General features: G+C 46.9%; 19 protein-coding genes. 17 read left to right on the top strand and 2 right to left on the bottom strand.

Annotated elements, in window-relative coordinates; translation table 11 throughout:
- Nucleotides 1–76 precede the first annotated feature (76 nt).
- From DWX68_RS05435 to DWX68_RS05360, 16 genes are all read left to right on the top strand, one after another.
- Complete coding sequence (locus tag DWX68_RS05435) at nt 77–1,384, top strand: AMP-binding protein (protein WP_118628790.1); 1,308 nt, start codon at nt 77–79, stop codon at nt 1,382–1,384.
- Nucleotides 1,385–1,763: 379 nt separating this feature from the next.
- Nucleotides 1,764–2,525 (top strand): GntR family transcriptional regulator, encoded by a 762-nt coding sequence (locus tag DWX68_RS05430; protein WP_338108872.1) that lies wholly within the window; start codon nt 1,764–1,766, stop codon nt 2,523–2,525.
- Between the two features lie 259 nt (nt 2,526–2,784).
- Nucleotides 2,785–3,642 (top strand): fructoselysine 6-kinase, encoded by an 858-nt coding sequence (locus DWX68_RS05425; RefSeq protein ID WP_022360186.1) that lies wholly within the window; start codon nt 2,785–2,787, stop codon nt 3,640–3,642.
- 39 nt (nt 3,643–3,681) lie between these two features.
- Nucleotides 3,682–4,659, top strand: coding sequence for an SIS domain-containing protein (locus tag DWX68_RS05420; RefSeq protein ID WP_107001657.1), 978 nt, complete (start codon nt 3,682–3,684; stop codon nt 4,657–4,659).
- Nucleotides 4,660–5,049: 390 nt separating this feature from the next.
- Nucleotides 5,050–5,460: a hypothetical protein gene (locus tag DWX68_RS05415; RefSeq protein WP_022360184.1), complete on the top strand. Its 411-nt coding sequence runs from the start codon at nt 5,050–5,052 to the stop codon at nt 5,458–5,460.
- A 31-nt stretch (nt 5,461–5,491) separates the two neighbouring features.
- Entirely contained in the window at nt 5,492–6,859 is a 1,368-nt protein-coding gene (locus DWX68_RS05410) for a sodium/glutamate symporter (protein ID WP_118492035.1), read from the top strand.
- 108 nt (nt 6,860–6,967) lie between these two features.
- The gene (locus DWX68_RS05405) at nt 6,968–7,804 is read left to right on the top strand and encodes a sugar phosphate isomerase/epimerase family protein (protein WP_118628789.1); all 837 of its coding nucleotides are present in this window, start codon (nt 6,968–6,970) and stop codon (nt 7,802–7,804) included.
- Between the two features lie 29 nt (nt 7,805–7,833).
- Entirely contained in the window at nt 7,834–8,670 is an 837-nt protein-coding gene (locus DWX68_RS05400; protein ID WP_117794989.1) for a sugar phosphate isomerase/epimerase family protein, read from the top strand.
- A gap of 14 nt (nt 8,671–8,684) precedes the next feature.
- Complete coding sequence (locus tag DWX68_RS05395; RefSeq protein ID WP_118628788.1) at nt 8,685–9,506, top strand: BtpA/SgcQ family protein; 822 nt, start codon at nt 8,685–8,687, stop codon at nt 9,504–9,506.
- A gap of 3 nt (nt 9,507–9,509) precedes the next feature.
- Nucleotides 9,510–11,036, top strand: a complete 1,527-nt coding sequence (locus tag DWX68_RS05390; RefSeq protein WP_118628787.1) for an FGGY-family carbohydrate kinase — start codon at nt 9,510–9,512, stop codon at nt 11,034–11,036.
- A gap of 256 nt (nt 11,037–11,292) precedes the next feature.
- Entirely contained in the window at nt 11,293–11,916 is a 624-nt protein-coding gene (gene ruvA, locus DWX68_RS05385) for a Holliday junction branch migration protein RuvA (protein ID WP_118628786.1), read from the top strand.
- A 158-nt stretch (nt 11,917–12,074) separates the two neighbouring features.
- Nucleotides 12,075–13,097, top strand: coding sequence for a Holliday junction branch migration DNA helicase RuvB (gene ruvB / locus DWX68_RS05380; protein WP_117794997.1), 1,023 nt, complete (start codon nt 12,075–12,077; stop codon nt 13,095–13,097).
- An 88-nt stretch (nt 13,098–13,185) separates the two neighbouring features.
- Entirely contained in the window at nt 13,186–14,340 is a 1,155-nt protein-coding gene (zapA, locus tag DWX68_RS05375; RefSeq protein ID WP_118628785.1) for a cell division protein ZapA, read from the top strand.
- Between the two features lie 13 nt (nt 14,341–14,353).
- Nucleotides 14,354–16,738, top strand: coding sequence for a DUF3656 domain-containing protein (locus DWX68_RS05370; RefSeq protein ID WP_118628784.1), 2,385 nt, complete (start codon nt 14,354–14,356; stop codon nt 16,736–16,738).
- A 47-nt stretch (nt 16,739–16,785) separates the two neighbouring features.
- Nucleotides 16,786–18,126 (top strand): FtsW/RodA/SpoVE family cell cycle protein, encoded by a 1,341-nt coding sequence (locus tag DWX68_RS05365; RefSeq protein WP_118628783.1) that lies wholly within the window; start codon nt 16,786–16,788, stop codon nt 18,124–18,126.
- Nucleotides 18,110–19,570, top strand: a complete 1,461-nt coding sequence (locus DWX68_RS05360) for a penicillin-binding transpeptidase domain-containing protein (protein ID WP_118628782.1) — start codon at nt 18,110–18,112, stop codon at nt 19,568–19,570. The genes DWX68_RS05365 and DWX68_RS05360 overlap by 17 nt, the downstream gene beginning before the upstream one ends.
- A gap of 74 nt (nt 19,571–19,644) precedes the next feature.
- Here the strand turns inward: DWX68_RS05360 and aroA are convergent, their stop codons facing one another.
- Both aroA and DWX68_RS05350 read right to left on the bottom strand, forming a co-directional pair.
- Nucleotides 19,645–20,922, bottom strand: coding sequence for a 3-phosphoshikimate 1-carboxyvinyltransferase (gene aroA, locus DWX68_RS05355; protein ID WP_118628817.1), 1,278 nt, complete (start codon nt 20,920–20,922; stop codon nt 19,645–19,647).
- A gap of 66 nt (nt 20,923–20,988) precedes the next feature.
- On the bottom strand, nt 20,989–22,095 hold the full coding sequence (locus tag DWX68_RS05350; RefSeq protein ID WP_117795005.1) for a prephenate dehydrogenase: 1,107 nt from the start codon (nt 22,093–22,095) through the stop codon (nt 20,989–20,991).
- A gap of 334 nt (nt 22,096–22,429) precedes the next feature.
- Here DWX68_RS05350 and DWX68_RS05345 point away from each other — a divergent pair, with 334 nt between their 5' ends.
- The gene (locus DWX68_RS05345) at nt 22,430–24,520 is read left to right on the top strand and encodes an elongation factor G (protein WP_118492046.1); all 2,091 of its coding nucleotides are present in this window, start codon (nt 22,430–22,432) and stop codon (nt 24,518–24,520) included.
- The last annotated feature ends 238 nt before the right edge of the window (nt 24,521–24,758 follow it).

Raw genomic sequence — 24,758 nt, 5'->3', positions numbered from 1 at the left:
AGTAAATGTGGTAAATTTAAAAGCTCAAATTGGTAAAAAGTTCTATATAAAAATAAGTAAAAGACAGGAATTAATCATGAAAGAAATACAGACACAACGTATAAATACATATCTGGATGCACTCCGGGCATACCCGCCAGAGTGGGAAGCCCTGATCACGGAGAAAGAGCGCTATACGTTCGGGGAGCTCATCAAGGCGGCAGAACGTGTAAGGAAACATCCGAAAGAGATAGAAGAAAAACAGGGAAAACGTCACATCCACTGGATCCAGGAACCGACGATCGCGCATCAGCTTATTCAGTTTCTGGCATATGGAGACGGAAATACGGTTCCGGTGATTGCACCGTCCGATGTAAAAATTTCCGATGAATTGCGTGACGTGACACCTCCGGAAGGGGCATATATGGGTGTGATGACGTCGGGAACCTCCGGTCGTCAGAAAGTATTGTTCCGCTCCTTTGAAAGCTGGCACGATTTTTTTAAGCTTCAGAATAAAATTTTCAAAATGGGAGAGGGAAGCATTACGTTTATGCAGGGGAGCCTGGCGTTTACGGGCAACCTGAACCTTTATATGGCGCAGCTTGCGTCCGGCGGAAGCGTCGTTGCGGCGGATTCCTTTGATCCGCGCCTCTGGAAGCGGATGATCGAGGCAGAACAGGCGACCTGCGTCTATCTGATTCCTGTCAAGATGCGGGCGCTGCGGCGTATCTATGAGCGGGAACAGGCGGTCAATTACCGGATTATTTCTTTTGTCAGCGGCTCCCAGAGTATGGGCGGTGCGGAGGCAGTGCAGTTTAAAAAGGCATTTCCCGAAGCGGAGATTACATTGTATTATGGCGCCAGCGAGCTGAATTATATTACCTATATCCATGGAAGTGAGATGAAAGAAGATACGACGCTGGTTGGTCGTGCATTTCCAGAGGTGGATGTCTGGATTGAAAACGACCATTTCCATGTAAAAACGCGGTATGGAATTCTTGGAATTGGAAATGACGCGGTGATTGGGGACTGCGGTCACACAGATGCAGAGGGACTCTTCTATTTTGATGGGCGGGATGATGATATCTGCAACATAAATGGGAGAAAAGTGTCATCCCTCCGGGTCGAAGAAGCGGTGCGGACATTTCCGGGAGTGGCAGAGACGGCAGTGAAGGCAGTCCATGAGCATGGGCGCGATTATCTGAAAGTGTGGATTGTGTGGGAGAAAGAAGCTGAAAGGGAAGAAATTGCCGGAAGTGACAGCGAAAAAAGTGGTTGTATCAATATGGCAATTCGGGAATTTTTGGCAGAAAGACTGGCAGATTATGAGATTCCACGCGAATTTGTCTTTCTAAAGGAGTTTCCAAAGACTGAAAGCGGAAAGATTCGTAAAAAAGAACTGTGAAAAATGCTTTTTCTTGTCAAAAAAGAAAATTGCTTATTGTGCAAAATGACAAAAGTGACGTTGACAAAATTGGAAAAGGGTGGTATATTCCCGTCTTTGACAGTAATGTTTGGAAAAACACCGCAGAAAGGCTTATTCTATATAGCTTTTCCGGCGGTGCTTTTTCGTTTTGTGATAAATTCATAGTCTGTTTCAATCCGGGCCTGTTCTTTTGCCCAAGCCATAACGTCATCTCTTGTAGGACCGTGTTCAACCAGCAATTCTTTTAAGGTGCCAAGTTTTCGAATAGTCCTGGAAGTAGATTTTCCATTGGCATCAATGTAGGATTGCTTTTTATTTAGATATAGTTTATATTGTTATATAAAGAGTTATATCATTCATGTTATTAGGAACAGGGAGAAAGAAAATGTTAAATAGTAGTGCCGCAGTGCCGCTGTATGTCCAATTAAAAGAAAAAATTGAACAAAAAATAAGTGATGGTGAATATAAACCAGGAGAAAAGCTGCAAACGGAAGGTGAAATGGCAAAATCGTTTGGAGTCAGTATTATTACAGTTCGAAAAGCAGTCAGCGAATTGGTGGAAAAAGGACTTGTAGAAAAAAAACAGGGAAAAGGAACATTTGTCTGCCAGCGCAAAGTAACTAAGGATATGAAAAAATTGCAGAGTTTTTCGGAAATGTGTGCTCATATGGGAATGAAGGCCGGAGGACGTATGCTTGAAAACAGGCTGGAACCGGCGAGTGAAAAGATAGCCCGGCTTTTGAATGTGGAAAAAGGCAGCCAGGTTATCTATATATCCAGAGTCCGCTATGCGGATGGTATGCCGATGGCGATTGAGCGTAACTATTTTCCGCTTAAATATGCATTTCTTCTGGAAGAACGATTTGATGACAATTCATTGTTTACATTTTTGAAGGAACACTCTCATACAGCAGTGGCAATTTCAGAAAAATGGATTGAACTTTGCAAGGCGACAGCAGCGGAAGCAGAGCTTTTGCAGATGGCGAAAGGAACTTCGATGCTTTTTATCAAAAGTGTGGCATATACGGCTGAGAAGGAACCCATTTATGTAGGGCATCAGGTGTTTAATGGAGAAAAATGCTCATTTTATGTCTGTGAATCTACAATAGGAATCGAGTAAATTAATTGAAAAGAAAAGGCTGATTCAGGTTAGGAAGCAAGAAAAATTTGCGCTAACAGGAGTCAGCCTTTTCTTTTTATCAGGAACATGGAAACGGAGATGATAGAAATTCCATTACCGGGCACGTATGCGTGAACAGTACCTAGAAAAAAGTGATGTAAAAAAATGCAGAAATCACTTGACAAAATACATACATAAGTATAATATGATATCATAACATTATATAATGATATATAATCAATCCAAAGGAGATGAAAAAATGCGGGTCATTGGAATTGGGGACAATGTGTGCGACAAATATGAACATCTCAGGCTTATGTTTCCGGGAGGTCAGGCTGCAAACTTTGCGGTTTATGCAGGGATGCTGGGGGCAGAGTCAGCTTATATGGGAGTGTTCGGACGGGATGAGGTTGCAGAACATGTGATAGCAACACTCGATGAGCTGCAGGTAGAACACAGCCGGTGCCGTCAGTATGAAGGAGAAAATGGTTATGCGAGGGTTACGCTGGTAGACGGAGACCGTGTTTTTCTCGGAAGCAACAAAGGCGGCGTATTAAAAGAAAATCCGTTAAATCTGGACGTGGAAGATCTGGAGTATATTAAAACATTTGATCATGTGCACACGACCAATAATAGCTATTTTGATGAACAGCTTCCTAAATTGGCAGAACAGGGAATCTCTGTATCGTATGATTTTTCGGGTCAGTGGATCGATGAAGAACGAGTAAAAAAGGTTGCTCCGTATATTACGTATGCGTTTCTTTCATGTGGTTCCGTTTCAAGAGAGGATGCGGAAGAAATTTGTAAGAAGATGTTTCGTGCTGGATGCCCAATGGTAATTGCAACAAGAGGAAGCTATGGAGCAGTTCTATTTGATGGAACGCAGTTTTATGAGCAGCCGCCGCATCTGGTTGAAGCAGTAGATACGCTGGGAGCAGGGGATTCATTTGCAACGGCATTTCTGCTTTCGTTTCTGGAGAGCCGGAAAAAGTATGGCATACAGATGAAAGAAAGCATTTATGAAAAAGAGATAAGGAAAGCACTGGAAGCAGGGGCAGAGTTTTCTTCGAAAACCTGTATGGTTCAGGGGGCTTTTGGACATGGAAAGTCATTTTGACAAATAATTGATACAAAAAAAGAAAAGGAGATCAGAAAGATGGAAAAATCAGTAAAAGAAATTGTAGCAGAGATCAAAGAAAAGATGGACAAACTGGGTGGATTAAAGCATGTGTATTTTGTAGCTTGCGGCGGATCTAAGGCAGCTATTTTCCCAGGGCTGTACCTTCTTCAGAGTGAGGCAAAAACTTTTAGCGCTACTACATATACCAGCAATGAATTTGTTCATGCAACACCAAAAGAACTGGATGAGCGATGCGTCGCAGTTATTTGTTCATTAAAGGCAACGCCTGAGACCGTGGAGGCAGTAAAAACAGCCAATGCTGCAGGTGCAGTGACAATCGCTATGACAGGAAATATGCAGACAGGTATGGCAAAAGTTGGACAGTATATTGTGACATATTCAAATGGAGATGATCAGGTATATAGTGATTCTAACCAGGCGAACGCCCTTCGGATTGGTTTTGAGCTGTTAAAACAGTTTGAAAACTGGGAGAATTATGACAAGGCGATGGAAGCATACCGTTACATTGATGAAATTATAGAAGAAGGCAAGAAAAATGTTTTGGCGGATGCAAAAGCCTGGGCAGAAAAATATAAAGATGAACCTGTATTTTACGTGCTGGCATCTGGTTCAAACTATGGAGTTGCATATTCCATGTGCTGCTGTCATTTCATGGAGATGCAGTGGAAGCATGCTGTGTGCCTGCATACGGGTGAGTACTTCCATGGTCCATTTGAAACAACGGATAAGAAGCTTCCGATGATCCTTCTGATGAGTGAGGGAAGAACCCGCGCATTGGATGAACGCTGCTTAAAATTCCTGCGCACTTATGCGGAAAATTATATTGTAATTGATTTTGAAAAATTAAATGGCGGTAAAATCGATAAGAGCGTCGTAGAATTCTTTAATCCGGTTGTTATGATTCCGATTGAGAGATACTATGTTTCCCAGATGGCGGAAGTGCGTGGCCATTCTATGGATGAAAGACGTTATATGTGGAAAGTGGAATACTAAAGATCCTCCAATTAAATATTTTCTTAGACAGACAGCGAGGCCTGACCGTATGGAGCAGACTTCGCTGTTTTGTCCATACGGGCAAGTTAATTTAGAGTGAGCATAGTGTAAGTAAAAAATCAGAACGTTTGGCATCAAAGAATTGCTGAAAAAGATAACAGACAAGTGAAAAAAATTGTGAAAATTGATATGGATGTGTGTGGTGAAAAAGAAAACGTAATAAAAATATGATAGGAAGAGAGGCTGACCCCCTAAAAAAAATATGTAAAATGACAAATTAGCATTGACAACATAATGATATATGATGTATTATAATGACATGATATGAAATGATTCGCTTGAAACCTGCAGGAACGAGAAGAATTTGAAAAGAAGGTAGGAGGAAATGTCATGAAAGCAGATGTGTTTGAGTATGAAGGGGAAGGTATTCAGTGTGTATATGACAATAAAAAATGGGTCGTATGTATTAAAAACTGGAAGCCTAATAATGATATTGAGAAGATTCAGTATCTGGAAGTGCATCACGCAACCGATGAGCAGTTTATTCTGGTTCAGGGAAAAGCAGTTCTTTTGACAGCGTCCCGCGAGAATGATGCATTTAAGATTGATGTAATTCCGATGGAGCCAAATAAAGTTTACAATGTTTTGCAGGGAACATGGTTTAATACGATCACACAGAAGGATACAAAGCTGATATATGTGCAGGATGCGGGGACGACAACAGAAAACAGCGAATACTGTGATATGACAGAAGTGGAATTGAGTATGGTTAGGGAAAAAGCAAAAAAAGCATTGCAGTAGCATCATAAAAAAGAAATGAGGAGGACAAAAGATGGAGTTTAATGCGTATTCCATGTTGGTGGATTTCATGTGGGCAGGTATTTTCCTGTTTGTGGCGAAAATGCTGAGGGAAAAAATCAAGATTCTGCAGAGCCTTTTTGTTCCGGTCAGTCTGCTGGCTGGATTTATCGGGCTTGCGTTAGGACAGAATGGTTTTGGAATTATCAGTTTTTCTTCACAGTTTGGTTCTTATGCAGGTCTGCTGATTATTGCAGTATTTGTATCAATTGGGCTGAGGGGCTTTAATTTTTCAGCTGGTGGCTGGAAAACAAATTTTGATCGGATTGGCAGCTACTACTGCTTCCGCAATATTGGCTGGGCGTTTCAGTATGCAATGCCGATTATTTTTGCAATGGTAGTCCTGAAAATGTTTGCTCCTGATTTAAATCCGGCATTTGGAATGTTGATTCCTGCAGGCTTTCAGGGAGGTCATGGTACAGCAGCAGCACTTGGCGCGACACTCGGCACACTTGGATGGGAAGATGCAACAGATCTGGCGATGACAAGTGCAACGGTAGGTATTTTAACCGGTATTTTTGGTGGAATTGCTTTAATCAAAATCGGAACGAAAAGAAACTATACCAAGTTTGTAAAAGATTTCAGCCAGCTTCCTGACGATATGCGCACGGGACTCATTGAAGAAGGAAAACGCCCGGTATTAGGCGAAGAAACCGTTTCACCGATGGCAATTGATCCGCTGGCATGGCATCTTCTTCTGATTCTGATTCCAACCGGTATTGGATATCTTTTAACAAATGTAATTCAGGGAGCAACCGGACTTGGCGTTCCGAGCTTCTCTGTCGGCTTCCTGGTAGCAATTGTATTTCATTTTGTATTAAAAGGAATAAAAGCCGATAAATATGTAGATAACCGCATCATTTCCCGTATGGGAAGCTGTGCAACTGATTTCCTTGTATTTTTCGGTGTGGCATCAATTAAGATTCCGGTTGTTATTGAGTACGCAGTTCCGTTTGGCCTGCTGATGTTATTTGGAATTGTCTGGGTTGTATTCCACTTTACAGTGATTGCGCCGAGACTCTTAAAACAGGAGTGGTTTGAGAGAGGCATCTATGTATATGGTTACTCGACCGGTGTAACAGCAATCGGCATGGCGCTTTTAAGAATTGTAGATCCGGAGAACAAGAGCTGTACACTGGATGATGCAGCAATTGTAACACCGATTGAGTCAATTATTGAAATTTTTGCATTAGCGGCAGTTCCGGTTGCCTGTGTTCAGGGAAACTGGATTGCAGCTGTAACACCAATTTTGATTTACCTGGCAGCGCTTTGCATTGTCCCGGTTGTATTCAAATGGTGGCATAAACATCCAGGTAAAGTATGGGATGAAAGTGAGTCTTAGGGAAAGACAAAAGATGTAAATATAATCTGTAAATAAGCGGGCACTGTGAAATCTGATAGAGCGAAGGTTTTTGCAGTGCCTTTGTGTGTAGAGAGGAGGAATAACTGGATGATAAAGATAAGGCGGGAACGGATTGCAGGAATGAATATGCACTATAAATACAGAACTTTGGATTATTTCTTTAAAACGCAGCAGGCTCTCGGAATAAAAAATATAGAGTTTTGGTGTGCAAGACCGCATTTCCTGCTAGATGATTATGGGTTTGAGAATGCGGCTGAATTAAAAAAGAAGGCAGCGGATTATGGATTGACAATCGGAGCTTTTTCACCGGAGTGTACGATTTATAATTATGCACTTTGCTGTCATGATGAGACGGCAAGAAAGCATTCAATCGGATATTTTGAAAATGGAATCCGTGCAGCGGCAGAAGCTGGTGCGAAAGTGATGGTACTCAATTGCTGCGGTGGTGCAAGAAATGAAGATCCGAGACGTATTTTTGAACGTGCGGTTCAAACCTTGCGTCGGCTTTCAAAAACGGCTGCGGAAGAGGGGATTGTTCTTGCAGTGGAAACAGTACGGCCAGAAGACGCAACGGTTATTAATATGCTTCCAGAATTAAAAAAACTTTTGGAGTCGGTTAATGAGCCGCAGATACAGGCTGCCCTGAATTTGACGAGTGCTGGAGTGGCAGGAGAGTCGATGAAAGACTGGTTTGAAGCATTTGGAGACAAAATATACCATATCCGTTTTGTGGATGGACGTCCGCAGGGATGCCTTGCATGGGGAGACGGTTTGAGACCGTTAGAGGATCAATTGATTTGTCTGGATCAGTACAAATATAAAGGATTGCTAAGCCTGGCACTGAATGATGCACGCTACCTGGAGGATCCGGCTGCAGCCGATCGGCAGAATATGCGTGAATTGGAACCGTTTATAATGGATTAATGGAGTAATTGTATGAGGAGAAAGCGAAAATGAAAATAGTTGATTTTGATAAACTTTCGGTATTGAATCTTCATTATTGCCAATATACGTTGGATTATTTCCTGGATTGTATGCAGGAACTGGGAATCAAAAATGTAGAATTGCTGGGAGGACATCAAGGACTTTGGCTGGATCCAAATGAATATCAGGATCCGGAGCCAGTCCGTAAAAAATTACAGGAACACGGTTTGAAGTGTCCGGTATTTACACCACAGAATTGCCGGTTTGGTTATCAATTTGGTGTAAAAGAACCAGAACTGAGAGAAAAAACATTTGGATTTTTTGCAAATGCGATACGTCTGGGGGCTGCGCTGGGGGCAGAGAAGATGGAAGCAAATTCCGGATGGGGTTACTGGGATGAAGCGGAGGAGGATGGATTGAAACGGGCAGCTGAGATGCATCAGAGACTTTGTGAGGTCGCAGAGGAAAATGGCGTGACAATTGTGGCAGAGTCTTTACGGCCGCAGGAATCAAGAATTGGGTATAGTTTGCAGCAAATGAAACAGTTATTTGATTTAGTCGATCATCCGCGCTTTAAAGTTATGATTGATTTGACAGCAATGTCGGTTTCTGGTGAAACGATTCAGCAGTGGTTTGATGTTTTTGGAAAGGAAAACATTGTACATGCACATTTTCAGGATTGTGATCCCTATGGGCATTACATCTGGGGTGAAGGGAAGAGAAACTTAAGGAAGGATTTAGAGGACATGGTAAAAAATGGATATGAGGGATATTTTACGCAGGAACTGACAGCACCGGCGTATTACCTGGATCCATTTCGTTATGACAAAAGAAATGTGCAGAATTTGAGAATGTACATGGAATAGAGGAGAAAAAGAATATGTGGACAGATGAATTATTTCATGTAAAAAAGCCGATCATTGCACTGTTGCATTTGCGGGCGCTGCCGGGGGATCCTCTGTATGAAAAAGATGCAACGATGGGAGAGGTAATTGAAAATGCAGCCAGAGAGCTTCAGGCGCTCCAGGAGGGAGGAGTAGATGGAATTTTGATTGCCAATGAATTCAGCCTTCCGTATGAAAAAAAGGTTTCCTACGTAACTGTGGCAGCGATGGGACGGATTGTGGGAGAATTAAAAAAAGAGATAAAAGTTCCATTTGGTGTCAATATTGTTTCTAATCCATTGGCGACGATCGATTTGGCAGCAGCAGTCGAGGCAGATTTTGTAAGAAGTACATTTACGGGTGCCTATATAGGTGAAAATGGAATTACAGATACGAATATTCCAGAAGTCTTGCGTAGAAAAAAAGCACTTGGACTAGATAAAATGAAATTGCTATATAAGGTAAATCCAGAGTCGGATGTATATCTAGCAGAGAGAAGTCTGGAAAAAATAACAAAATCCATGATTTTTCATTGCTTTCCAGATGGTCTGTGTGTTTCTGGAAGTAGTGCTGGTCAGGAAACGGATTCAAGTTTGGTACGCAGGGTCAAGGCAGTTTCTGGATTTGTTCCTGTTTTCTGTAATACAGGGTGTACGAAAGAAAATGTGGTTGAAAAACTTAGTGAATGTGATGGCGCCTGTGTAGGGACTGCTTTTAAGAAAGATGGTAAATTTGAGAATTTTGTTGAAAAACAGAGAGTCATGGAGTTTATGGATGTAGTTAAGGCGTATCGCTGTACAATGAAAGAAGGCGTATAGACGTTGCATTATTTTTTAGGAATTGATGTTGGTACATATTCAAGTAAAGGAGTTCTAACAGATGAGTCTGGAAAGGTGGTAAGTCGGGCAGTTACTCATCACGGAATGGAAAATCCAGAACCTGGTTATTATGAGCAGGACGCGGATAAGGTATGGTGGAATGATTTTTGCATTTTGTCAAAAATGCTCTTACAGCAGAGTGGTGTAGAACCAGAAAAAATTGCTTGTGTAGGGGGAAGCACATTGGGAGCGGATTGCCTTCCAGTTGATAAGGACGGGCATCCTTTACGAAAAGCAATTTTATATGGTATTGATGCACGTTGCGTGGAAGAAATGGAGTACCTCTCACAGTATTATGGCACAGAAAAAGTAAAAAAACTATTTGGACGTCCAATTTGCAGTGGAGATGTATCTGCTAAAATTTTATGGATAAAAAATCATGAACCAGAGGTATATAGACGCACACACAAGTTTTTGACAGGTTCTTCTTATCTAACATTTAAACTAACTGGAAAATATGTAATAGATACATTTTTGGGGATGGCTTCATTTCGTCCGCTGTATTATCCGGATGGGAGCATCCATAAAGAAATGTGTAAACCGATTTGTATGCCGGAGCAGTTGGCAGAAGGAATGCCGGTTACCCATATTTGTGGAACGGTAACAAAGCAGGCAGCTAAGGAGACAGGACTCAAAGAAGGAACGCCAGTTATTACTGGAACTGGAGATTCAGCAGCTGAGGCAATCAGTGTAGGAGTACTTGCACCAGGCGATCTGATGGTACAGTTTGGATCGTCCTTATTTTTCTATTGTTGTGCAGATCGGCTGATTCAGGATGAGCGAGTGCGCGGAAATCCATTTTTAATTCCAGAAACTTATAGTGTAGCAGCAGGAACTAATAATGGAGGCACACTTCAAAAATGGTATTTGGAACTGTTATTTTCTGAATGTGTGGAAAAGGAAAAAACAGCTGGAGTGAATGCATATGAAGAAATGATGAAAGGAATTTCTGAGATTTCACCCGGATCAGATGGTTTGATAACGTTACCCTACTTTGCGGGAGAAAGGACACCGCTGAATGATCCAGACGCAAGAGGAATGATTGTGGGACTTTCATTGAGCCATACAAAAAGGCATTTGTATCGCTCGGCATTGGAAGGAATTGGGTATTCAGTTGCGCAGCATATTGATATATTCCGTGAAAATGGTTTGCCTGTAAACCGGATTGCAGCGGCGGGGGGAGGAACGAAAAATGCAGTTTGGATGCAGATAGTGGCGGATATAGCAGGAGTATCGTTAGAAACACCAAAGGAAGACATAGGGGCAGCTTATGGAGATGCACTGATGGCAGCGATTGGAGTCGGATTCTACCAAGGTTTTTCAGATTTGCGCCAAGTAATCCAAAAGAAATGTATTTATAAGCCGGATTTAGAGAGGCATGAGTTATACAAGCCATTTAGAAAGCTATTTGATGAATTATATAGGTGTAATCAGGAAATATTACATAGTTTATCTAAGCATAACAAGTAAATAAAAGATATGGAAAGGCTTTTTGACTGTAATCATTGATATTACAATTGAAAAGCTTTTTCATTTATAGGTTCCCGATAATGTGTAAAAATGAAATTCAATCAACCGGGCAGAATATATGTTCGAAATTCCGCACTTTCCTTGCAATGAAAACTGTGCTATGGTATACTGAAAAGAAGATTTGGAGGCATTTTGAAGCGTTCTTTTTTTTGTTTGAACCAGATCTTGAACCAGTGAGAAAAGAAAGGAATTTACCGTGATTTCGTATGTAAAAGGCATCCTGGCGGAGAAAGCAAAGGACCGTATCGTGGTCGAGTCCGGCATGATGGGGATCGGGATTTTTGTCCCGATGTCGGTGCTGGAAGTTTTACCGCCGCTCGGGGAAGAGGTAAAGATATATACGCACCTGCAGGTGCGGGAGGATGATATGAGCCTGTACGGCTTTTTAAGCCGTTCGGATCTGGAGATGTTCCGCCAGCTTCTGGGGGTCAACGGCATTGGTCCGAAGGGGGCACTTGGCATCTTGTCGGCGCTGCGTCCGGAGGAGCTGCGTCTTGCGGTTATGACTGGGGATGCGAAGGCGATCTCCCGTGCGCCGGGCGTTGGGGCAAAGACGGCACAGCGGATCATTCTCGATTTGAAGGATAAAGTACAGGCAGAGGATCTGCTGACACCGCTGTTAGATGGCAGTGCGGCGGTTTCGCCGGCTGCGGGAAACGGGCTTTCAGGCAATGCGGCGAAGGAAGCCGTGGAGGCGCTGGTGGCGCTGGGATATACGAATGCCGAGGCGGTGAAGGCGGTCAAGAGCGCCAATGTGACGGAAGAGATGGATTCCGAGGCGGTATTGAAGGCATCACTGAAATATCTGGCGTTTTTGTAAAACAACCTATGTGTCGGACATTCGAAATTGCTGGATCATAAAAAATAGTGGTGCTTGTGCGTCAGATGAAAATTTGGAATGTGTGGCAGATATGAGAAAATGGAACTGTCATGGCTTAATTGAATGAGAGAGAAAAACAGGAAAGACAGGAAACAAGTATGAGCAGAAGGACGATTACAACCGAGGTGACGGAGGAGGATAAGCGGATTGAGGGAAGTCTCCGCCCGCAGACCTTAGACGAATATATCGGTCAGGAGCGGATCAAATCGACGTTAAAGGTATTTATCCATGCGGCGAAATCCCGCGGCGAGGCGCTTGACCATGTTCTTTTCTATGGACCGCCGGGACTGGGAAAGACGACACTTAGCGGCATTATCGCCAATGAGATGGGAACCCGTATGAAGGTTACTTCCGGTCCGGCAATCGAGAAACCAGGGGAGATTGCGGCGATTCTCAACGGGCTCCAGGAGGGAGACGTCCTCTTTGTGGATGAGATTCACCGCTTAAACCGCCAGGTGGAAGAGGTGCTTTATCCGGCGATGGAGGACTATGCGATCGATATCATGTTGGGAAAAGATTCGACGGCGCGCTCGATTCGTCTGGATCTGCCGAAATTTACGCTGGTAGGCGCGACGACACGCGCGGGGCTTCTGACGGCGCCGCTGCGCGACCGCTTCGGCATCGTGCAGAAGATGGATTTTTATACGCCTGAAGAGCTGCAGACGATTGTCCTGCGGACGGCGGGAGTTCTGAATGTGGAGATTGATAAGACGGGCGCCTATGAGATTGCGAGACGTTCGAGAGGAACGCCGCGTTTGGCAAACCGCCTGTTAAAACGTGTGAGGGACTTTGCACAGGTCAAGTACAACGGCGTGATTACGAAAGAAGTCGCGGATTTTGCACTGGATATCCTTGATGTGGACAAGCTGGGACTTGACAACAACGACCGTGCGATCTTACATATGATTATCGACAAGTTTTCCGGCGGTCCGGTCGGACTGGAGACGCTGGCGGCAGCGCTGGGCGAGGATGCTGGGACACTGGAAGATGTGTATGAACCGTATCTTCTGATGAACGGTCTGCTCAACCGGACTCCGCGTGGGCGGATGGCGACCGAAGCAGCGTATCGGCATCTCGGGTATACCTGGAATCAAGCAAAAAACGGTATTTCTGAGATTTGATATTTGATTGATTTGAAGGTGGTATTTCTGTGTGGGTGACGTGACAACGTCGAACCATATTTATTATAGATAGAAAGAAGAGAATGCGATGGCAAAACAGTATATAGATGTATTAATTGATGGAAAAGTGTATAGCCTGGGCGGCAGTGAGACGGAAGGATATGTACAGCAGATTGCCACGTATCTGAATGGGAAGATTTTCCAGCTCAAGGCGCAGCCGGGATTTTTAAAAATGCCGGAAGACTACCAGAGTATTATGACTTATCTGAATCTGGCGGATGATTATTTTAAAGAAAAAGAGAGTGCGAAGGCACTTGCATCTGACAAAGAGAGCATGGAAAAAGAGACATACCGTCTGAAACATGAGATGGTCAGCACCCAGATGAAACTCGAGAGTCTCCGCAATGAGCGCACCGTCAGCGAGGAAGAACTGGAGACGGCAAAGAAGGCGGCAAAAGAGGCAGCTGAGCAGGCGGAAGCTGCTAAAAATGAGGTACAGGCACAGATCGAGCGTGTGAAAAAAGAAGCGCAGGAGCAGATCGAGGCTGTGAAGAAAACAGCACAGGAACAGGTTGAGTCTGCAAGAAAAGAAGCGCAGGGGCAGATCGAGGCTGTGAAGAAAACAGCACAGGAACAGGTTGAGTTTGCAAGAAAAGAAGCGCAGGAGCAGATTGAACGTGCGAAGAGAGAGGTACAGGATCGCGTGGAATCCGCGGAAAAAGCAGCCCAGGATCGCGCTGCCAGGGCGGAGCAGACAGCCCGGGAGCAGGCAGAAGCTGCAAAGAAAGAGGCATTGGAACAGATTGCGGATGCAAAGAAGGAAGCAAACGATTTCCGTGGAGAAGCAGAGGTTTGGAAGCAGGAGGCAGAAGATCAGCGTCTGGCGGTCGAGTCATCCCAGAGTGAAATCGCTTCTTTGCAGGACAAGCTGGAGATTCTCAAACAACAGCTTGAAGAAGCAAGACAGGCGGCGACAGCTGTGCAGACGGAAAAATCGCAGCTGGAAGCACGTCTGATGCAGACGGAACAGGAAAAACAAAGTGTAAAAGAGCAGCTGAGCCAGCTGGAGCAGGAAAAACAGACGATAAAGAAAGATCTGGAAGAGAGCCTCCAGGAGGCAGGGGCAGCACGTGAGGAACTGGCAGCTGTCCGTCAGGCACAGGTGGAGGCATATATGAAGCGGAAGCCATTTCCCAAGAGACAGGGAACGGTGGAACTGAAAGATGCAATTCTGCGGTTATAATGGGTGAAATGATATGAAAAAAAAGGTGGAAATTCTGGCACCGGCGGGTTCCTTCGATAGCATGAAAGCGGCGGTGGCAGCAGGGGCGGACGCAGTCTATATGGGCGGCAGCCGTTTCGGAGCCAGGGCATATGCGGAAAATCCGGATGAAATGGGGATGCTGGAAGCGATCAACTACGTGCATCTGCATGGGCGCCAGCTTTATATGACGGTCAATACGCTGGTAAAGGAAGACGAGATGGATGACTTATACGACTATCTGCTTCCGTATTACCAGGCGGGACTGGATGCCGTGATCGTGCAGGACATGGGGGTATTTTCTTATATCCGGGAGCATTTTCCGGATTTGCCGGTTCATGCGAGCACACAGATGACGATTACCGGACCGGAGGGCGCGGCGCTTATGACGAGGATGGGCGCGGTCCGCATCGTCACAGCGCGTGAACTTTCATTGGAAGAGATACGCCGCATTTATCAGGAGACGGGCGTGGAGATAGAGAGCTTTGTTCACGGGGCTCTCTGTTACTGTTATTCGGGACAATGCCTGTTCAGCAGCCTGATCGGCGGCAGAAGCGGCAACCGGGGACGATGCGCTCAGACCTGCCGGCTTCCGTTTGATGTCCTTCGGCGGCTGGATGAGAACAACCCGAATGAAAACAAAAACAAAAAGAAAGAAAATGGCGTGTTAAATCCGGGTGATTCCAAGTATGTGCTCAGTCTCAAGGATCTTTGTACGCTGGATATTTTGCCGGATATTCTGGAAGCAGGCGTTTATTCCTTGAAAATCGAGGGGCGCATGAAGAGTCCGCGCTATACGGCAGGCGTGGTGCGCCTGTACCGGAAATATGTAGATTTATATTTAAAGAATGGCAGAAAAGGTTACCGGGTTGACCCGAAAGACCGGAAGGAGCTGCTGGATCTGTTTGACCGCGGCGGTCAGACGTTAGGCTATTATACCGAGCACAATGGACGCGATATGGTGGTCTGCCATGAGAAACCGGCATTCCGCCAGGAAAACCGGGAACTTTACCAGTATCTGGACAAAACGTATGTGGAAGCAGAGGTGAAAGAACCGGTTCAGGGGTTTGCGCGTGTCTGTGAAGGCGAACCGCTGCAGCTGACGCTTCAATACGAAGATCCGCTGACGGGAGAAAGCCGGATGGCAGGCGGAATCGGAGCAGTTGTCCAGACGGCAGTGAAACAGCCGATGAGCAAGGAACGGATTGAGAAACAGCTCGGAAAAACGGGAAATACGCCGTATTATTTTGAAAATCTGGAAGTGGAGACAGGCGGCAGCCCCTTTGTGCCGGTGCAGGAGTTAAATGAACTCCGCCGCTCTGCGTTTGAGCAGCTGACCGAGGAGATACTGCGTCCATACCGCCGGGAGATACCGGAAAATAGGGCGTGCGGGACAGGAAAAGGATGGCAAAATCCGGAAGAAAAGAATCTGGAAGAAAATAACCAGACAGGTTCGGAATCAGAAAAAACCAGCCCGGCTCAGGACGTTGAACTCACAGCAGATTTACCTGTACAGAGCCAGAAAACGCTGTTTGAGAATAAAAAAGGGAATAAAACAGCTCTGTACCACATCCACGTTTCGGTCGAACACCCGGCACAGTTAAAAGTGGCGTTATCCGTAGCGGAAGTCGGCGCCATCTATCTGGATAGCGCTGAATTTGGCGCCGAACAGTGGAACGAATGGGTATCGCGCTGCCATGAGGCAGACAAGCAGTGTCTTTTGGTAATGCCGCATATTTTCCGCGATCGGGCAAAGGAATATTTTGAAACACATCGTTCCAGGCTGGAATCGGCGGGATTTGACGGTCTTGTCATCCGGGCATGGGAAGAGCTGGAACTGGTGCGCGAGTGGAAGATTTCCATCCCGCTTGTGATGGATTATGGTATTTATACGATGAATCACCGGGCGGAGGATTTTGTGCGGGAGATGGCGCCGGAGCTTTCAATGCGTTTTACCCTTCCGGTCGAGCTCAACAGCCGGGAGTTGGAGGCGCGCGACAGCCGGGAACGGGAACTTCTCGTATATGGTTCGATCCCGGTCATGGTAACCGCCCAGTGCATCAGGAAAACAGTGGAAGGATGCAGTAAATGTCCGGAATATCTGTATCTGCGGGATCGCAAAAGGAAGGTATTTCCGGTAAGGAACCAGTGCCGTTTCTGCTGCAATACGATCTACAATTCCAGCCCCCTGTCGCTTTTGAAGGATAAAAAGCAGATAGACCGCCTGCAGCCGGAGGTGCTGCGTCTGGCATTTACGTCGGAGAGTGCGGCACAGACCGGGGAAGTGCTGGATGCCTACGTGAAGACCTTCCTCCATCAGGAACCGGTGGAGCTGGAGGGCGAATTTACAAGAGGTCATTTTAAGAGGGGCGTAGAGTAGCGTGTGTACCGGGAATCTTCCGGGTACACATGAAAAGGAGGATCACCATGATAAATCTTGTGACAACGATGTCCCGGTATCTGATGATATTGCTGATACTGATTTATACATATTATAATTTCCGCTTTTTTTCACTGCCGGATGACGAGTCGAAACTCCGGCTCTGTCGTCTGCAGAATGTACCGCTGTTTTTGATATTTCTTCTGTCGGGTACGATCATTTATCTAAAAACCGAGGATGAGGCAGTTGTGCTGTTTTTCGGCGCGCAGCTTGTCTTTTTTGTCCTGTACCAGCTCTTATACCGGCTGTTTTACCGGAATGCGTCGAGACTGTTGCTGAACAACACGTGTATGCTTCTGTGCACCAGTTTTATCATGCTGACGCGCATCTCGATGGACAAGGCGGTCCGCCAGTTTATCATCATGGCAGTTGCGGCGGTTATCACAATGATTATACCATATGTGATAGATAGAACCTGGCAGCTCGCTAAGATACCGTGGGTGTACGGCCTGATAGGTCTGGCGCTGCTGCTGGTTGTCTGTGTGATCGGCAATACCAGCTTCGGCGCGCAGCTTTCGATCAGTATCGGCGGGTTTTCGTTCCAGCCGTCCGAGTTTGTTAAGATCAGCTTTGTATTCTTCGTGGCGACGATGTTTTACCGCTCAACGGAGTTTAAAAATGTGGCGATCACGACCGGCGTGGCGGCGGCGCACGTGTTGATTCTGGTGTTATCCAAGGATCTGGGAAGTGCACTGATTTTTTTCCTCGCCTATGTCCTGATGCTGTTTATTGCAACCTCCAACTGGCTGTATCTGGCAGGCGGTCTTGGAAGCGGCTGTGCGGCTGCGATGCTGGCGTATAAGCTGTTTTCGCATGTGCGTGTCCGCGTGGAAGCATGGCAGGATCCGTGGAGTGACATCGCAGGAAAAGGATATCAGGTTACGCAGGCGCTCTTTGCGATCGGCACAGGCGGCTGGTTTGGCATGGGACTTTACCAGGGGATGCCGAAGAAGATCCCGGTTGTTGAGAAGGACTTCATTTTCGCGGCGATCTCGGAGGAGCTGGGCGGCATCTATGCGCTCTGTATTCTCCTGATCTGTCTGGGCTGTTTCATGCAGTTCATGCTGATTGCGACCCGGATGCAGGCATTATTTTACAAGCTGATCGCGTTTGGTCTGGGAATTGAGTATGTGGTGCAGGTGTTCCTGACGATCGGCGGCGTGACGAAATTCATTCCGTCTACCGGCGTGACGCTGCCGCTTGTCAGTTATGGAGGCAGTTCGATTCTCAGCACATTTATCCTGTTTGGCGTGATACAGGGACTATATGTCCTGAAACGGAATGAGGAAGAAGAGGAGGAGCAGCAGTTTGATGAGGCAGAAGGATGAAATGGAAAGAACTGAAAATGCGAGAGCGCGTTCAAACCGTCATATTCTGTGGCTGACCTATGGGATTGCGGCGCTCTTTATCGCGATGGCCGTTTATTTTGGCTGGTTTATCCAGTTTAAGAGTGAAAATGTAATCGGCAGCTCTTATAATGCGAGGCTCGATCTCCTCTCAGACCGGGTGACCCGCGGTTCGATTATGAGCAATGATAAAACGGTGCTGGCGCAGACGAACGTTGCAAGTGACGGAAGCGAGAAACGCTATTATCCGTATGATTATCTGTTTGTCCATTCGGTCGGATATTCCGGCAAAAATGGAAAAACAGGTCTGGAGTCGCTGGCGAATTTCTACCTGCTTTCCTCCCATGTGAATCTGATTGAGAAAACGATCAATGAATTTCAGGGGAAGAAAAATCTGGGCGACAATGTGATTACGACGCTCGATGTGGATCTGCAGCAGACGGCATCCGACGCGATCGGAAAATACCGGGGCGCAGTGATCGTCATGGAACCGGATACGGGAAAGATTTTGACGATGGTTTCCCAGCCGAATTTTAATGCAAATCTCGTCGATGAGCGCTGGGCGGAGCTGGTGTCTCCGGACAACACGAAGGCGCAGTTAGTCAACCGTGCAACGCAGGGCTTATATCCGCCGGGATCGACGTTCAAGATGCTGACGGTGCTGGAATATATGAAAGAGAACCCGAATACCTGGCAGGACTATGTGTATAATTGTAATGGCTCTTACCAGAATGGCGATTATACGATTAAATGTTACCACGGGACGGCACACGGGACGCAGAATCTGATTCAGGCATTTGCCAATTCCTGCAACGGTGCGTTTGCGGAGATTGGAATGCAGATTAATTCAGAAAAATTCCGGGCGCTGGCAAATCAGATGCTCTTTAATTCGGCACTTCCGTACACACTTCCGTACAATCAGAGTACGTTTTCTCTCGACGGCAGTTCGGATGACTGGGAAAAGCTTCAGACCGCGATCGGACAGGGGAAAACCCAGATTACGCCGCTGCATAACCTGATGATCGTATCGGCGATCGCCAACGGCGGCACGCTGATGAAGCCATATATGATCGATCATGTTGAAAATGTGGGTGGTCAGACGGTCAAGAAGTTCCTTCCGTCCGCCTATGGAACCCTGATGTCTGCGAATGACGCACAGTTTCTGACGCATCTCATGAGCCAGGTGGTCGAGATTGGTACGGGTTCCGCGATGCGGGGGGCATCCTATACGGTGGCCGGAAAAACCGGTTCCGCCGAGTTTGAGACAGGTAAGGAGACACATTCCTGGTTTGTCGGTTTCGCTCCGGCAGACAAGCCGAAGGTGGCGATCTGTGTGCTGGCAGAAGAGTCTGGTTCCGGCGGTGCGGTCGCTGCGCCGATCGCAAGACAGGTGCTGGATCGGTATTTTGCAAAATATGGGCAGTAGAACAAAAGAAAAGGGCAGGAAAGCGATTTGAAGCTTTTCCTGCCCTTTTTGTCTCAAATATGCATAGTCACATTTTATTTACACAACCGTTCCAGATCCCCATAGAATCCCGGATAGGAGATGTTCACGCAGTCTGCATCCAGAATTTCGGTCTCGCCGGAAGCGCCGAGTGCGGCAACGGCGAAAGTCATGGCGATGCGGTGATCCTTCTTGCTGTCGATCACAGCACCGTGCAGCGGCTTGCCGCCGTGGATGATCATGCCATCCTCGGTCTCGGTCACATCCGCGCCCATAGCGGTTAAATTCTCTACCATGACAGCAATGCGGTTTGACTCTTTTACCTTCAGTTCCGCGGCATCGCGTATGACGGTGGTTCCCTCGGCATAGCACGCCATCGCAGCGATCACCGGAAGCTCGTCGATGAGAGTCGGGATGATCGCACCCTCGATCGCGGTTCCAGTCAGCTTACCGGAACGGACGAGCAGGTCGGCGGTCGGTTCGCCGGAGGCGGTGTTTACATTGAGAAGTTCGACGTCCGCGTTCATCGCCTTGCAGACGCGCAGGATGCCGTCGCGGGTCGGGTTGATACCGACATTTTTAATTAAGATTTCTGAATCCGGTACGATGAGTCCGGCTGCGATAAAGAAGGCAGCGGAGGAGATATCGCCCGGGACCAGAATTTTCTGTCCATAGAGCTGTTTTGCCGGCTGTAAAATCGCGGTGGTTCCTTCTGTGTGGATGTCTGCGCCGAATGCGGACAGCATCCGTTCACTGTGATCGCGGGAGATGTACGGTTCGGTCACACGGGTTTCTCCGTCGGCATACAGACCTGCCAGCAGAATCGAGGATTTGACCTGGGCGGAGGCAACCGGAGAATTATAATGGATGCCGTGCAGCGGTGAGCCGGTGATATGGAGCGGCGCGCAGCCATTTCCATTGACACTCTCGATCTTTGCGCCCATCTGGGAGAGAGGATCGATGATGCGCTTCATCGGACGTTTCTGGATGGAAGCGTCGCCGGTCAGTGTTGTGTCAAATTTCTGGGCCGAGAGAATGCCGGAGATCAGGCGCGTTGTGGTGCCGCTGTTGCCGCAGTCTAAAACGGAGTCTGGGGCAGTCAGCCCGTGCAGTCCACGTCCGTGGACGAGAACGGTCTCGCACTGATTTTCGATGGAGATTCCCATTTTGGAAAAACAGGAGATCGTGGAGAGACAGTCTGCGCCCTGCAGGAAGCCGTGGATTTCGGTCAGTCCGTCCGCAAGAGCGCCGAACATGACGCTGCGGTGGGAGATGGACTTGTCTCCCGGAACGGTCAGTTCGCCCCGGAGAGAAGATGTATGGGTAAATTTCATTGAGTTCATAGTTGTACCTGCCTAAACATTAATGTTGAAAGTTAAGTTTGAAACATACATTGCAGTCTACGCGAACAGCGTGTAATTGTATTTCTTCAAACGCGCCCACGCCGCTTCCATCGAAGCCTTGTCGTAGAAGCTGATACGCAGCGCGCCCTCGCCATGCTCACGGTTGTGGCTGATGCCGATATTTTTGATACTGATTCCTTTACCGGAGAGGATCGAGGAAATGATGGAGATAGCACCTGGCTCGTCCACCACGTCGGCGGAGAAGGCGTATTCCGGCTGTATCGATCCTTTTGGAGTTTCTGCAAACGAATTCCGGTAGTCGCGGGAGGACTCAAACAGCTGGTAGATGGCTCTGGACTGGTGGTCGGACAGTTCTTCCCGCAATGTCGTCAGGGAATCAATGTAGCGATCCAGCACCTCAGTGATATTGCCTGTGTTCGTCATGCAGATCTGTTCCCACATGACCGGAGAAGAGGAGGCAATACGGGTGATATCCTTGAAACCTCCGGCAGCCAGCCGTTTCATCATCTGATCCTCGCTGTCGCAGTCGTGTACCAGGTTGACCAGGCTGGAAGCGATGAGGTGCGGCAGATGGCTGATCGCCGCGACAATGAAATCATGACGATGGTAATCCAGCACCAGGGGCAGCGCACCGATCGCCTTTGCCACATCCACCATACGGTCAGTGTGGGAAGCTGGGGTGTGCGGTGTCGGGGTAATGATATAGTATGCATTTTCCAGCAAATGGTCGGTTGAACTCTCGTAGCCGGTCTTTTCCGAGCCAGCCATCGGGTGTCCGCCGACGAAGCAGCTTTCCATGCCAAGCGCGGCAACGGTCTCATGAATGCTGGTCTTGGTGCTTCCGACGTCAGTCACAACCGCGCCTTCCTTTAAGAACGGCCGGATCTGGCGCAGATAGGATTCATTAAATTCAACCGGTGTGCACAGGAAAATGATGTCGCACTCGCTTAAATGCTCGTCCACGCCGTCCAGAATCAGGTCAACAATGCCGTCTGCATGTGCCTGTTCCAATTTTTCGCGGGTCCGCATATAAGCCATGATCTGAATATCCGGGGCGCTGCGTTTCAAACCTCTGGCGATAGAGCCGCCGATCAGACCGAGTCCGATGAAACCGGCGGTAAGATGATTAATCGGTGTATTCATAGCAATTACGCTCTCTTTCATAGGTAGTATAGTAAAAAATGAAACTAGAAATTATTGTAGAATAGAACAAGTCACTTGTCAACGATTTTACGCGTTGAAGTGAAAAAGAATTTTTTTTACATCTGTTTATTACTAAATTTGCGAAAATGCGATTGATTTCACCGCCTTTGAACAGGGAAATTGTCGCATTTTCAATGCTTTTCAAAATAAAACGAATAAATTTTGTATAAAGGTGTTGTTTTGCTTGAAATTTTCTCTATTTTCTTGTACAATATGAACAGAGGTTAAAATACAAGAAAAAAACATCAAAATAAATAGACGGGAGGACTTAACTATGAACGTGTATGGGACAAAACAAATCCGCAATGTAGTGTTACTGGGGCACGGCGGTGCCGGCAAGACAACGGTAGCAGAGGCGCTGGCATTGGTAACAGGTACTACCAAGAGAATGGGAAAAGTTCCGGAAGGAACCACCATCAGCGATTATGATAAAGAAGAAATCAAGAGACAGTTCTCTATCTCCACCACGCTGATTCCGTTGGAGTATCAGGGAGAAGATGGACCGATCAAGATTAACCTGTTAGATACCCCTGGCTATTTTGATTTTGTGGGAGAAGTAGAGGAAGCTATCAGTGTAGCAGATGCAGCAATCATCGTTGTAAACTGCAAGGCTGGCATCGAAGTCGGAACCGAGAAGGCATGGGAACTCTGTGAAGAGTACAACCTGCCGCGCCTGTTCTTCGTTACCAACATGGATGACGATCAGGCAAGCTTCCGTGAGCTGATCTTAAAACTGGAGAAACAGTTTGGCCGTAAGATCGCGCCGTTCCAGGTGCCGATCCGTGAAAATGAAAAATTTGTCGGCTTTGTCAATGCGGTAAAGATGGAAGGCCGCCGTTTCACCCATTTAAGCGAATATGAGAAATGCGAGATTCCGGAGTACACCAAGAAGAACCTCGGCATCATCCGTGATGCGTTGATCGAGGCAGTGGCAGAGACGAGTGAAGAATATATGGAGCGCTATTTCTCCGGTGAAGAATTTACACAGGAAGAGATCGCACAGGCGCTGCGCGAGCACGTAAGTGAGGGCAACATCGTTCCGGTTATGATGGGTTCCGGCATCAATGCACAGGGCTTCGCATATTTGCTGCAGGCGATCGATAAATACTTCCCGTCACCGGACAAGTTCGAGTGTGTCGGTGTCGATGTATCGACCGCAGAGCGCTTTACCGCTAAATATAATGACGATGTATCCCTGTCGGCACGTGTTTTCAAGACTGTGGTTGACCCGTTCATCGGCAAATACTCCCTGATGAAGATTTGTACCGGTACCTTAAAACCAGATACCGTTATCTACAATGTAAACAAAGATGCTGAAGAGAAAGTTCAGAAAGTATATGTTCTCCGCGGCAAGGATGTCATCGAGGTTCCGGAATTAAAGGCGGGCGATATCGGCGCGGTTGCCAAATTAAACGTTACTCAGACCGGCGATACCATCGCAGTCCGCACGGCTCCGATTGTATACCACAAACCGAAGATTTCTACCCCGTATACCTACATGGCATACGCAGCTAAGACCAAAGGCGATGAGGACAAGATCTCCAGTGCACTGGCGAAGATGATGGACGAAGATCTGACACTCAGAAGCGTCAGCGATACCGAGAACCGTCAGACCTTACTTTACGGCATCGGCGAGCAGCAGCTCGAAGTTGTTGTCAGCAAGCTGCAGGCAAGATATAAAGTAGACATTGTGCTCAGCAAACCGAAATTTGCATTCCGCGAGACACTTCGCAAGAAAGTAGAAGCACAGGGCAAATATAAGAAACAGTCTGGTGGACATGGACAGTACGGCGATGTTAAGATGTCTTTCGAGCCGTCCGGCGATCTGGAGACACCATATGTATTCGAAGAGAAGGTATTTGGCGGTGCCGTTCCAAAGAACTACTTCCCGGCAGTTGAGAAAGGTGTTCAGGAATGCGTACAGAAGGGTCCGTTGGCTGGATATCCGGTTGTCGGTGTGAAAGCAACCCTGTTAGATGGTTCCTATCATCCGGTTGACTCCTCCGAGATGGCATTCAAGATGGCAGCGACGCTGGCATTCAAGAAAGCGTTCATGGAAGCGAATCCAGTTCTCCTTGAGCCGATCGCATCTCTGAAAGTAACCGTTCCGGATAAATTCACCGGCGACGTTATGGGCGATCTGAACCGCAGAAGAGGTCGTGTTCTCGGTATGAACTCCAACCATCACGGCAAACAGATCATCGAGGCAGATATCCCGATGTCCGAGCTGTTTGGTTATAACACCGACCTTCGTTCCATGACCGGCGGTATCGGTGAATTCTCCTATGAGTTCAGCCGCTACGAGCAGGCTCCGGGCGATGTACAGAAGAGAGAAGTGGAGGCGAGAGCGGCAGAAGCTGAATAATGGCAGATGAAGTGCTTACCGTTTCGGTCAAAAATATGATATTCTTATATAAATAAGCAGAAAACCGCCGCAGGCGGCTGAGTGGATCGATACCGATTCATCAAGGCTGTCAGCGGCGGCTTTTTCTTTCTGGAAGACCTTTCGGATCGATATGGTTATAGGCTGTGTTTGAATTGAATAAAGCGCTGCGAATGTTATCGATGGGACAGGCGAGAAGTTAAGGCAGTGAATGCGGATG

The sequence above is a fragment of the Clostridium sp. AF20-7 genome, from assembly GCF_003479275.1.
Taxonomy (GTDB): domain Bacteria; phylum Bacillota; class Clostridia; order Lachnospirales; family Lachnospiraceae; genus Otoolea; species Otoolea fessa.
Note: the sequence above shows the minus strand (reverse complement) of the source record. Positions and strands in the feature narration are given on the sequence as shown.

Bases quoted from the DNA above. Each gene is read 5' to 3' on its own strand.
- DWX68_RS05435 (WP_118628790.1), top strand. From the start codon at position 77: ATGAAAGAAATACAGACACAACGTATAAATACATATCTGGATGCACTC.
- DWX68_RS05430 (WP_338108872.1), top strand. From the start codon at position 1,764: ATGTTATTAGGAACAGGGAGAAAGAAAATGTTAAATAGTAGTGCCGCA.
- DWX68_RS05425 (WP_022360186.1), top strand. From the start codon at position 2,785: ATGCGGGTCATTGGAATTGGGGACAATGTGTGCGACAAATATGAACAT.
- DWX68_RS05420 (WP_107001657.1), top strand. From the start codon at position 3,682: ATGGAAAAATCAGTAAAAGAAATTGTAGCAGAGATCAAAGAAAAGATG.
- DWX68_RS05415 (WP_022360184.1), top strand. From the start codon at position 5,050: ATGAAAGCAGATGTGTTTGAGTATGAAGGGGAAGGTATTCAGTGTGTA.
- DWX68_RS05410 (WP_118492035.1), top strand. From the start codon at position 5,492: ATGGAGTTTAATGCGTATTCCATGTTGGTGGATTTCATGTGGGCAGGT.
- DWX68_RS05405 (WP_118628789.1), top strand. From the start codon at position 6,968: ATGATAAAGATAAGGCGGGAACGGATTGCAGGAATGAATATGCACTAT.
- DWX68_RS05400 (WP_117794989.1), top strand. From the start codon at position 7,834: ATGAAAATAGTTGATTTTGATAAACTTTCGGTATTGAATCTTCATTAT.
- DWX68_RS05395 (WP_118628788.1), top strand. From the start codon at position 8,685: ATGTGGACAGATGAATTATTTCATGTAAAAAAGCCGATCATTGCACTG.
- ruvB (WP_117794997.1), top strand. From the start codon at position 12,075: ATGAGCAGAAGGACGATTACAACCGAGGTGACGGAGGAGGATAAGCGG.
- zapA (WP_118628785.1), top strand. From the start codon at position 13,186: ATGGCAAAACAGTATATAGATGTATTAATTGATGGAAAAGTGTATAGC.
- DWX68_RS05370 (WP_118628784.1), top strand. From the start codon at position 14,354: ATGAAAAAAAAGGTGGAAATTCTGGCACCGGCGGGTTCCTTCGATAGC.
- DWX68_RS05365 (WP_118628783.1), top strand. From the start codon at position 16,786: ATGATAAATCTTGTGACAACGATGTCCCGGTATCTGATGATATTGCTG.
- DWX68_RS05360 (WP_118628782.1), top strand. From the start codon at position 18,110: ATGAGGCAGAAGGATGAAATGGAAAGAACTGAAAATGCGAGAGCGCGT.
- aroA (WP_118628817.1), bottom strand. From the start codon at position 20,922: ATGAAATTTACCCATACATCTTCTCTCCGGGGCGAACTGACCGTTCCG.
- DWX68_RS05350 (WP_117795005.1), bottom strand. From the start codon at position 22,095: ATGAATACACCGATTAATCATCTTACCGCCGGTTTCATCGGACTCGGT.
- DWX68_RS05345 (WP_118492046.1), top strand. From the start codon at position 22,430: ATGAACGTGTATGGGACAAAACAAATCCGCAATGTAGTGTTACTGGGG.